Here is a 9,677-nt window from a genome sequence, read left to right as displayed (position 1 = left end):
GACAGGGCGGGGCGTCGCGATGCGCGGCCCGGCGCGGCCGTCCGGTGACCGGCGCCCACGCCGCACGCTCCGGGCGGCCAGGCGCGGGGCCGCGCAGCGGCCTGAGGGCCTGGACGCATCGCCTTACGGCGACCTGTGGCGTCAGGTTCGGGAGATGGTGGCTCGGGCCTTCGAAGAGGGCGGCGGCGCGACCCCGTGACGGCCGTCGCCCCCTTGACCGGATGGCGGTCAATTTGGACGGAAAGGCAGCGGCGCCGAAGTCGGTCGTGCAGCGGGTTCTCGGTCTTCTGGCTCGCCGCTCCTGGGAGTGGTGCCGGTCGTCGCTCCTCGGGTGGGGCGGCATCTCTATGCCTTCTTCGCCTGCCTGTACTTCGCGGGCCTGCGTCCCTCGGAGGCGGTTGCACTGCGCGTGGATGACTGCGAACTTTCGGCAACCGGCTGGGGTCGTCTCTCCTTCTCGCCGGTTCTAGCCCGGCTTCGGGGAAGCAGTGGACCGATGACGGCGAGTACCACCAGGCTCGGAGCTTCAAGGCTCTTGCGGACGGGGAAGCGGCCGGTTCCGGCCTGGCCTGAGCTGGTGGTCATCTTGCGTGCCCATGTGGCTGAGTTCGGCGCGGCCGATTACGTTTGGTTGTTCCGCAGTTAGTGCGGCAATCGGCTCGCGCCGGTTAGTTACGAGTCTGTTTGGCGGCGGGCTCGTGAACGTGTCCTGACGGCTGCGTAGGTCGCCACTCCGCTCGCCGAGCGTCCTACGACCTGCGTCACGTTTGCCTGTCGCTCTTGGCTTAACGGCGGGGTCCCGGTGGCCGGCGTGGCGGCTCGTGCTGGGCGCTCGGTGGCCATGCTGCAGAGCACGTATGCTCATGCATCGACGGCGACGAGGAGATCATGAACCGGCGCGTTGATGCAGCGCTGGGGGCTCCTCCTAGCCCGGTCGCGGAACGCGCGGAGCAGACCGTACGCGTTCGCGAAAGCCAGCGGACGGCCGCACGTAGTGGATCGCCGCGACACACCCGGGAAGCGGTCGGGCGGGACTTCGGCGCAGGTGAGGACGGGGCGGGGCAGGTAGTTGAAGCTTCGCGCGGCGAGGGTGCGCGTCGCTTGCACTCGGCAGGGTAGAGTGCTAAAAAACGGTTGGCACTCTGCTGTGGAGAGTGACAACTTCACAGTCTGGGTCGGGGCGATGAGGCCTCAGTCCGGCGGCGGAATGGCAGTCGTCGGCGGGGGCCGTCCGTCGCGGGCGTCGGCTCGATCCGTCTAAGCCACCTTGTTCCGGGAGGACTGGAGCCTATGGCTGCAAAGATGATCGCGTTCGACGAGGATGCCAGGCGCGGCCTCGAGCGCGGCATGAACCAGCTCGCCGACGCCGTCAAGGTGACCCTTGGTCCCAAGGGCCGCAACGTCGTGCTGGAGAAGAAGTGGGGCGCCCCCACGATCACCAACGACGGTGTGTCGATCGCGAAAGAGATCGAGCTTGAGGACCCGTGGGAGAAGATCGGCGCGGAGCTCGTCAAGGAAGTAGCCAAGAAGACCGACGACGTCGCGGGTGACGGCACCACCACCGCCACCGTGCTGGCCCAGGCGCTGGTGCGCGAGGGCCTGCGCAACGTGGCGGCCGGTGCGAACCCGATGTCGCTGAAGCGGGGCATCGAGGCCGCGGTCGAGCGGGTCAGCGAGGAGCTGTCCAAGCTCGCCAAGGACGTGGAGACCAAGGAGCAGATCGCCTCCACGGCGTCCATCTCCGCCGGCGACCCGCAGATCGGCGAGATGATCGCCGAGGCGATGGACAAGGTCGGCAAGGAAGGCGTCATCACGGTCGAGGAGAGCCAGACCTTCGGTCTGGAGCTCGAGCTGACCGAGGGGATGCGCTTCGACAAGGGCTACATCTCGCACTACTTCGTGACCGACCCCGAGCGGATGGAGGCGGTCCTCGAGGACCCGTACATCCTGATCGTTCAGGGCAAGGCGTCGGCGAACAAGGACCTGCTGCCCGTCCTCGAGGGCGTCATGCAGTCCGGCAAGCCGCTGCTGATCATCGCGGAGGACGTCGAGGGCGAGGCCCTGGCCACCCTGGTCGTCAACAAGATCCGCGGGATCTTCAAGTCCGTGGCCGTGAAGGCCCCGGGCTTCGGCGACCGCCGCAAGGCCATGCTGGGCGACATCGCCACGCTGACCGGCGGCCAGGTCATCAGCGAGGACGTGGGTCTCAAGCTGGAGAACACCACGACCGACATGCTGGGCCGCGCCCGCAAGGTCGTCATCACCAAGGACGAGACCACGATCGTGGACGGCGCCGGTGACGCCAACGAGATCGCGGGCCGGGTCAACCAGATCCGCACCGAGATCGACAACACCGACTCCGACTACGACCGCGAGAAGCTCCAGGAGCGCCTGGCCAAGCTCGCGGGCGGTGTCGCGGTGATCAAGGCCGGCGCCGCGACCGAGGTGGAGCTCAAGGAGCGCAAGCACCGCATCGAGGACGCCGTCCGCAACGCCAAGGCCGCGGTCGAGGAGGGCATCGTCCCCGGTGGTGGCGTGGCGCTGCTGCAGGCCGGCATCAAGGCGTTCGACAAGCTGGAACTGTCGGGCGACGAGGCCACCGGTGCGAACATCGTCAAGCGCGCTCTCGAGGAGCCGCTGAAGCAGATCGCCGTCAACGCCGGCCTTGAGGGCGGCGTCGTGGTGGAGAGGGTCCGCAACCTGACCCCGGGTGAGGGCCTGAACGCCGCCACCGGCGACTACGTCAACATGTTCGACTCCGGCATCCTCGACCCGGCCAAGGTGACCCGGTCCGCGCTGCAGAACGCTTCGTCGATCGCTGCGCTGTTCCTCACCACCGAGGCCGTCATCGCCGAGAAGCCCGAGAAGAACCCGGCCCCGGCGGGCGGCATGCCCGACGCCGGCGGCATGGACTTCTGATCGGCGACGCGTAACGACGCGAACATGAAAGGGGCGGCCCCCGGGGGCCGCCCCTTTTGTGCGTTCGGCGTCCACAATGGGCTGCCGGCATTTCCTGATGGCGGACGCACTGGCATTATGCGGACGCATGAGTGATCTCTTCAGCTCCCCGGTGCTGCGTGTCGATCAGCCGCGCGGCACCCCGGGCGCCCAATCCCGGTACCGGCTGTTCGACGGCGACGGGACGCTGCTCGCCACCGCGGGAGAGCGTGACGTCTCACGGCTCCGCCGGGCGGCGAGGACCGCCGGCGGAGGCGGGGGCAGCGGCCGTACCGTCCACGTCGAGAGCACGCAGGGCGTGCCGCTGATCTCCGTGCAGGCGCAGAAGGGGGCGGCGAGCGGTGAGACCCATGTGCGCACCGCCGACGGCGCTCTGATCGGCTCACTGCGGAAAATAGGCGAGAAGGCCGGTTACCAGTACATGCTCCTGGACGCGGCCGAACGTCCCGTCGGCCGGCTCGACGGCAGCCGCTACGGCTACAAGTTCCCGGTGATCGACGGCTACGGCACCCATGTCGCGCAGGTCGACAAGAAGCTCAAGGGCGTCGCCACCGAGTTGCTGACCACCGCCGACAAATACTCGGTCGAGATCTTCCAGCCTCTCCACGACCCGCTCCGCGTCCTTGTGGTCGCCACCCCGATCGCGATCGATCTGATGCTGTACGAGGGCAAGGACTGGCCCATCGGCTAGCTCATTCGCCCGGGGGATTTCCCGTACCGTAGGGCGCGGCAGGACGTGGCCTACGACGAAGCCAGGAGAAATGCATGAGCGACCCGTTCAGTTCCTCCACGCTCAGGATTGAGCAGCCTCGCCGGGGTCCGTTCGCCAAATCGCGGTACAAGGTGATGGACGGTGAAGGCGCCGTCGTCGCCATCGCGGCACCGGCGGACGATCAGGGCCGCGCCGAGGTGATGCGGGGCATCGTCCCCGGCAAGTCGAACCTCGACGCCCGTGCCGTCCTGCTGACGACGCCCGACGGGGACCCCCTTTTCGTCGTGGAGAAGCAGAAGGGACGGGACTACACCGAGATCCTCGGCCCGAAGGAGGACGTGGTCGGCTCGTTCGTCACCGAGCGGGTCGGACGCCGCTACGTCGTCTACGACGGCGACGGCACCCTGATCGGCGCGGTCGACGTGGACGTGCCGCACAACAACTTCGCCGTGCACGACACCGGCGGCACCAAGGTCGCCCACGTGCGCAAGAAGTGGGCGGGCCTCGCCACGCACCTGCTGACGACGGCCGACAAGTACGAGGCCGAGATCTTCGACCCCGTCCCGGAGCCGCTGCGGACGATGGCGGTCATGACGGCGATCGTGATGGACATGACCCTCCACGAGTCCAAGGAGATCACCTGACCGGCCCGGGCCCCGGTCAGGGGCGCAGCCGGTAGCCGACGCCCCGGACGGTCTCGATGCGCGCGGATCCCAGCTTGCGCCGCAGGTAGCGGATGTAGACGTCGACGATGTTGGAGCCGGGGTCGAAGTCGAACCCCCACACCTGGCTGAGCAACTGCTCGCGGGTCAGCACCTGGTCGGGATGGCGGCAGAACACTTCGGCCAGCGCGAACTCGCGGGCGGTCAGCTCCACCGTCCGGCCGCCGGCGCGGGCCCGCCGCGTCCGCAGGTCCAAGTCGAGGTCGCCGGCCCGCAGCACCGTCGGCTCCGGGATCCGCTCCGCCCGCAGCCGCAGCCGGATCCGCGCGAGCAGCTCTTCGAACGCGAACGGCTTGGCGAGATAGTCGTCCGCGCCGCCCTCCAGGCCGGCGACGGTGTCCGCCACGCTGTCCCGCGCCGTCAGGATGATCATCGGCATCGTCACCCGCTCGCCGCGCAGCCGGTGCAGCACCGTGAAACCGTCCTGCACCGGCAGTCCCAGGTCCAGGATCATCAGGTCGAAGCCACCGGTCCTGGCCTGCTTGTAGGCCGACAGCCCGTCGGCCACCACCAGGGTTGTGAAGCCGTTGGTGTGCAGGCCCTTTTCGAGGAACGAGGTGATCCGCCGCTCGTCCTCGGCGATGAGGATCCGGTTCACCGCGCCGCCTCCACGTCATCGGCCGCCTCGGCCGCCGAGACCGGCAGGACGGCCGTGTCGTCCGGGGCGTCCGGGGCGTCCGGGGCGTCCGTGTCGTCCGAGGTGTCCAGGGCGTCCGTGCCGTCCGCGTCGTCCGCCGTGCCGGGCCAGCCGATGACGTCCGCCAAGGACCCGGGCGCCGGCCGCAGCGGCAGCGTCAGGACGAACTGCGCTCCGCCTCCTGCGGGAGTCTGCACATGGGCCGTCCCGTCGTGCGCCTTCGCGATGGACGCGACGATGGCCAGCCCCAGCCCCGCGCCGTCCATCGGGGACGGCCCCCGGCCGCCGCCGACGAACCGTTCGAAGATCCGCTCGGCGTCCTCCGGGGCCACGCCCGGCCCGTCGTCGCGCACCCACAGCACCACCGACCCGTCCCGGACCGCGGAACCGACCTCGATCGTGTCGCCGTCGCCGGTGTGCCGCACCGCGTTGGACGCCAGCTGCATCAGCGCCTGCGTCAGCCGCTGCGCGTCGCCCAGCACCCGCACCTCGGCCACCGCTCCGACCCGCCAGCGCCGGTCCCCGAGCCCCCGCGACTTGGCGACGACGTCGACCGTCAGGTCCGCCAGGTCGACCTCCGCGACGGTCAGGAAGTCGGGGCGGTCCGCCTTGGCCAGCATGATCAGGTCGTTGACCATCCGGTTCATGCGGTCGAGTTCCTCCATCAGCAGCACCCGGGTCTCGGCCCGCTCGGCCGGGTCGTCGCCCATCAGCTCCAGATGACCGCGGATGACGGTGATCGGCGTTCGCAGCTCGTGGCCCGCGTCGTCCAGGAATCTGCGCTGCGCGGCGAACGCCGACTCCAGCCGGTCGAGCATCCGGTTGAACGTGGACGCCAGCGCCGCGACGTCGTCATTGCCGCGGACGACCAGCCGCCGCGTCAGATCCGACTCCCCGATCTGGTCGGCGGTCTGGCGGACGAGCCGGATCGGCGCCAGCACCCGTCCCGCTATCAGCCAGCCGACCACCCCGGCGACCGCCAGCGCCCCGAACGCGGTGAACGCCAGCACCCGCGTCGTCTCCGTCACCTCGGCGCGCTGCGCGTCCCGGAACTCCACCACGACCAGCGCCGCCTGCCGCGGGTCGCCGGACATCCGCACCGGCAGCACCGCGTACCGCACTTCGCCCGCCGCGCTGGTGGTCCGGCCGTAGACCGGCGTCCGCGCCCGGGCGGCCTTGGCGACGAACGCGGGATCACGGTCGAGCCTGGCCGGTGGTTCTTGCGCGCTGCGCCGCTCTGCCCGCCCGTCCACCACGGAGAAGAACGTCTCGTAGCTGTCCGGCAGGTTGTGGACGAGGTAGCCGGTCAGCAGCTCGGACACGTCGGACGGGGGACGGCCCGTGGCCGGGTCGATCCCGGTCCGCGCGTAGCTGCGCAGCTTGCTGGCCTCGTGGGTGAGCTCTCCGTCGACTCTGTCGTTCAGCCGCGCGGACAGCACCGACCATGTCACCGCGACGGACCCCGCCAGGGCCAGGCCGACGAGCAGCAGCATCCAGCCCACGATGCGCGCCCGTGCGGTGCCCCGGACCTCAGCCGTCGTCATCGTCATCGTCATCGCCGTACACACCGTCGTCACCGGACGGGCTCTCATCTTCGTCGGCGCTCACAGAGACCGCCGGTGGCGCCACCGCGCGGCCCCCCGCCGTCGCCGGCGAGGACGGACCGCCCGCCGAAGTCGGTTTCGAGGAGGCCGCCGGGTTCGGTGACGCACCCGGGGTGCCCGCGGTGCCCGAGGTGCCCGGAGTGCCGGGGGTATTCGGGGTGTCCGTACCGGCCCCACCACCCCCGGCGGCGGGCGACCCGGTGACCTCGATGGTGTCGCCGAGCGACGGCGGGGCGCCTTCCTGCGCCCGAACGAATCCGGCCGCGAGGCCCGCGACCAGGATTCCGGCCAAGGCGATCCCGATGAACAGCGCACGTACCGACATGAGAACAACGTTGCATATCTCGAGGAGGGAATGGTTAACGCCGCATGAGAAGCCTCTCATCTGAACCGTCGACGCTCTCGCAGGTCAGGGCCGTTGATGAACGATCTTTCATGGGGTTCTCACACTCGTCCCATCCCACCCCGAGATCGTCCATCGAAACGTCCCCGACCGTAAGGAGGCACTGTGGCCGCCCACGTCCTGTACGGCCTCGCCGCGGACCTGGCCGCGATCACCGTGCTGGCGCACGTGATCTACTTCCGCCGCCATCACCGCAGGGATCTGCGGCTCGCCTACATCGCGGTCAACGTGGGTGTCTTCACCGTCGTGTCGCTGCTGCTGGCCGAGCGCGCCGACATCGCCGTCGGGTTCGGGCTGTTCGCCGTGCTGTCGATCATCCGGCTGCGGTCGGACGCCATCACCCAGGAGGAGATCGGCTACTACTTCGTGGCGCTGGCCCTCGGCCTCGTGAACGGGATTGCCGCGGTGATCCCCTGGCTCGCCGTCCTGCTCGACGCGGTGCTCCTCGCGATGATGTACCTCGCCGACCATCCCCGGTTCTCCCCGCGCACCCACCACCAGGTGGTGACGCTCGACGTCGTCCACGCCGACCCTGCGGCGCTGCGCGCCGACCTGGAGGGCCGGCTCGGCGGGACGGTGCTGGCCTGCAACGTCACCGAGGTCGACTACGTCCGGGACGTGACGGTCGTGGACGTCCGTTACCGGCGACCCGCCGCGAAGCCGGGCCCCCGCGACTCCAAACTCCGGACGCCCTACCCCACCTACGCCGTGCCGGACGCCCGCGCCGGACGCGTGATCCGATGACCGCCCACGGTGCGTCGGCGCTGGCCCGGCTCACGGACGCGCTGCCGCCGATAGGGCTTCCCCAGGTCCTCGAACAGGCCGAACTGCAGACCCGGATGGATCGCAAATACCTCGTGCCGGCCGCGGTGTGCGAGGCGCTGATTCCACGGCTCCGCGGGGAGTACGCGGCCTTGGACATCGGCGGCCGCCGCCGCTTCCGCTACTCCTCCACCTACTTCGACACCCCCGACCTCCTCACCTTCCGCCAGCACCGGCAAGGCCGGCGACACCGTTTCAAAATCCGGACCCGGACGTACCTCGACAGCGGCGAGTGCGTGTTTGAGCTGAAACTTGCCGGTGCGCGGAACGTCACCGACAAACGACGCATGCCCTACGACATCAGCCGGCGCGGCGAAGTGGACGATGCGGCGCGTGCGTTCCTGGAGGAGGTGCTGCTGACCGCGTACCGGATGAACGCGCCCGGCACCCTCGTCCCGTCCGCGACGACCGGGTACCTGCGCTCGACCCTCGTCCAATCGTCCGGCCACGGCCGGGTGACGCTCGATGCGGCACTGACCTGCACCCGGGCCGGTGTCGCCGCGGCGGCCCACCCCGGAATGGTGCTGATCGAATCGAAGTCCGAACGGGCGGACGCCCCGGTGGACCGGATCCTCCGTGAACACGGCATCCGTCCCGCGAAGCTCAGCAAATACTGCATGGCCGTGGCCGTTCTCGACCCGGACGTGCACGCCAACCCGTGGCACGCGGCAATGCGCACCTGCTTCGACCGCACCAGGACGGGGAGGCCCTTTTCGGGGCAGGCAGGCCGGGGTAGGTAATGATCCGTGCAAGTCGCTCCGAGACGTACCGGCGAGTGGCGGATCTCACCGGCGATCCCCGCACTGGCCAACCTCACCCTTGCCGCGCTCTGGTTGTTCACCACCCTCGGCGGCTGGGGCGAGCAGGCGTTCTGCGGTGCGGTCGGAGTCGCGGACCAGGGCTGCGTCGACGGCGTCCACAATGCCGTCCTCGTCTCCCTTGCCGCAGTGATCCCGTCGGTGGGAATCATCCTGGTCGCCCTGCTGTTGTTCAGGCCCAGGCGGGATCCGGACCGGCTCAGCGGCATGCTCACCGCTGCGGCGATCCTGTGGGTCTTCGCCGAGGGGGTCGTTTTCCTGGGCGGCCACCTTGCCCAGACGGCCTGACGGCGTCGGACATAACCGCAGGTGAGACGTGGGGTCGACGGACGAATCCGGCTCCCGCGGAACACGCTCCAGAAAAAGCGCGAGTGTCGGTTTGACGTTGCGTCCGCAGGGGCATAGTGTTCTCTCCGCCCCACAAGGGGAGCAGGACGCCGATAGGCGGCCGGCCCGTGGGGAGCCACCAACGACCTAGCAGACGCGGTTGAATCGCGTCCGCTGTTCGCTGATGGGTCGGAAACGGTCGATTTTGACAATCGTGCCGGATCTGATGAAATAGCTGCACCGCCCGGAAGGCGCCGCGCAAGCGGTAGCGGAAGGGTGTTATCGGAAAAGGGCCTGAAATTGACAGGCGGCCCGGATCCGGTAAAGTAAGGCGAGTCGCCCCGGGGCGGGACACGCGAAAGCGGGTTCAGCACGGTGGGTGTCCGTTTCTTGAGAACTCAACAGCGTGTTAAAAGCCAGTGCCTTTATCGGTCCGGTTGTCTTTTTTGGCCGGGCCGCCCCGTGCCGCCTCCTGTTCGGGGGGTGGTGGGGATTTCTTTGAGGCAAGAGGCCCCGTTTGGGGTTTCATTGCTGGGATTGTTTTCCGAGGTTTGGCCGGTCGGGGTTCGCCCCCTGGTTGGTCGTTTGGCCTTAATGGAGAGTTTGATCCTGGCTCAGGACGAACGCTGGCGGCGTGCTTAACACATGCAAGTCGAGCGGAAAGGCCCCTTCGG

10 protein-coding genes and 1 rRNA gene are annotated in these 9,677 nt (G+C 69.1%); 8 read left to right on the top strand and 3 right to left on the bottom strand.

All coding sequences use genetic code 11. The features are described 5' to 3' along the window. From AB0C35_RS45565 to AB0C35_RS45550, 4 genes are all read left to right on the top strand, one after another. Positions 1-199 (top strand): hypothetical protein (locus AB0C35_RS45565; protein ID WP_358470801.1); only part of this gene is annotated, 199 nt, incomplete at its 5' end. 1,091 nt (positions 200-1,290) lie between these two features. Beyond that, the gene (groL, locus tag AB0C35_RS45560; protein WP_358470798.1) at positions 1,291-2,919 is read left to right on the top strand and encodes a chaperonin GroEL; all 1,629 of its coding nucleotides are present in this window, start codon (positions 1,291-1,293) and stop codon (positions 2,917-2,919) included. Positions 2,920-3,046: 127 nt separating this feature from the next. Then, positions 3,047-3,649, top strand: coding sequence for a phospholipid scramblase-related protein (locus tag AB0C35_RS45555; protein ID WP_358470795.1), 603 nt, complete (start codon positions 3,047-3,049; stop codon positions 3,647-3,649). Positions 3,650-3,723: 74 nt separating this feature from the next. Further along, the gene (locus tag AB0C35_RS45550) at positions 3,724-4,314 is read left to right on the top strand and encodes a phospholipid scramblase-related protein (protein ID WP_358470792.1); all 591 of its coding nucleotides are present in this window, start codon (positions 3,724-3,726) and stop codon (positions 4,312-4,314) included. A gap of 16 nt (positions 4,315-4,330) precedes the next feature. On the opposite strand, the gene AB0C35_RS45545 is transcribed toward AB0C35_RS45550, so the two are convergent. Genes AB0C35_RS45545 through AB0C35_RS45535 form a run of 3 tightly spaced genes read right to left on the bottom strand, consistent with a single transcriptional unit; the run spans position 4,331 to position 6,958 of the window. Then, positions 4,331-4,990, bottom strand: a complete 660-nt coding sequence (locus AB0C35_RS45545; RefSeq protein WP_358470789.1) for a response regulator transcription factor — start codon at positions 4,988-4,990, stop codon at positions 4,331-4,333. Continuing rightward, positions 4,987-6,573, bottom strand: a complete 1,587-nt coding sequence (locus AB0C35_RS45540; protein ID WP_358470786.1) for a HAMP domain-containing sensor histidine kinase — start codon at positions 6,571-6,573, stop codon at positions 4,987-4,989. Before AB0C35_RS45540 ends, AB0C35_RS45545 begins: the two co-directional genes overlap by 4 nt. Beyond that, entirely contained in the window at positions 6,560-6,958 is a 399-nt protein-coding gene (locus AB0C35_RS45535) for a hypothetical protein (protein WP_358470783.1), read from the bottom strand. Before AB0C35_RS45535 ends, AB0C35_RS45540 begins: the two co-directional genes overlap by 14 nt. Positions 6,959-7,141: 183 nt before the next feature. On the opposite strand from AB0C35_RS45535, the gene AB0C35_RS45530 reads away from it, so the two are divergent. The 4 genes from AB0C35_RS45530 to AB0C35_RS45515 form a co-directional block, all read left to right on the top strand. Continuing rightward, entirely contained in the window at positions 7,142-7,780 is a 639-nt protein-coding gene (locus tag AB0C35_RS45530) for a DUF4956 domain-containing protein (RefSeq protein WP_358470780.1), read from the top strand. Then, positions 7,777-8,598: a polyphosphate polymerase domain-containing protein gene (locus tag AB0C35_RS45525; protein ID WP_358470777.1), complete on the top strand. Its 822-nt coding sequence runs from the start codon at positions 7,777-7,779 to the stop codon at positions 8,596-8,598. Before AB0C35_RS45530 ends, AB0C35_RS45525 begins: the two co-directional genes overlap by 4 nt. Positions 8,599-8,604: 6 nt before the next feature. After that, positions 8,605-8,964, top strand: coding sequence for a hypothetical protein (locus AB0C35_RS45520; RefSeq protein ID WP_358470774.1), 360 nt, complete (start codon positions 8,605-8,607; stop codon positions 8,962-8,964). Positions 8,965-9,594: 630 nt separating this feature from the next. Then, positions 9,595-9,677 (top strand): 16S ribosomal RNA (locus AB0C35_RS45515); the annotation flags it as partial.

Origin of the sequence: Spirillospora sp. NPDC048819, from assembly GCF_040650055.1 — a bacterium.
Lineage (GTDB): Bacteria > Actinomycetota > Actinomycetes > Streptosporangiales > Streptosporangiaceae > Spirillospora.
Note: the sequence above shows the minus strand (reverse complement) of the source record. Positions and strands in the feature narration are given on the sequence as shown.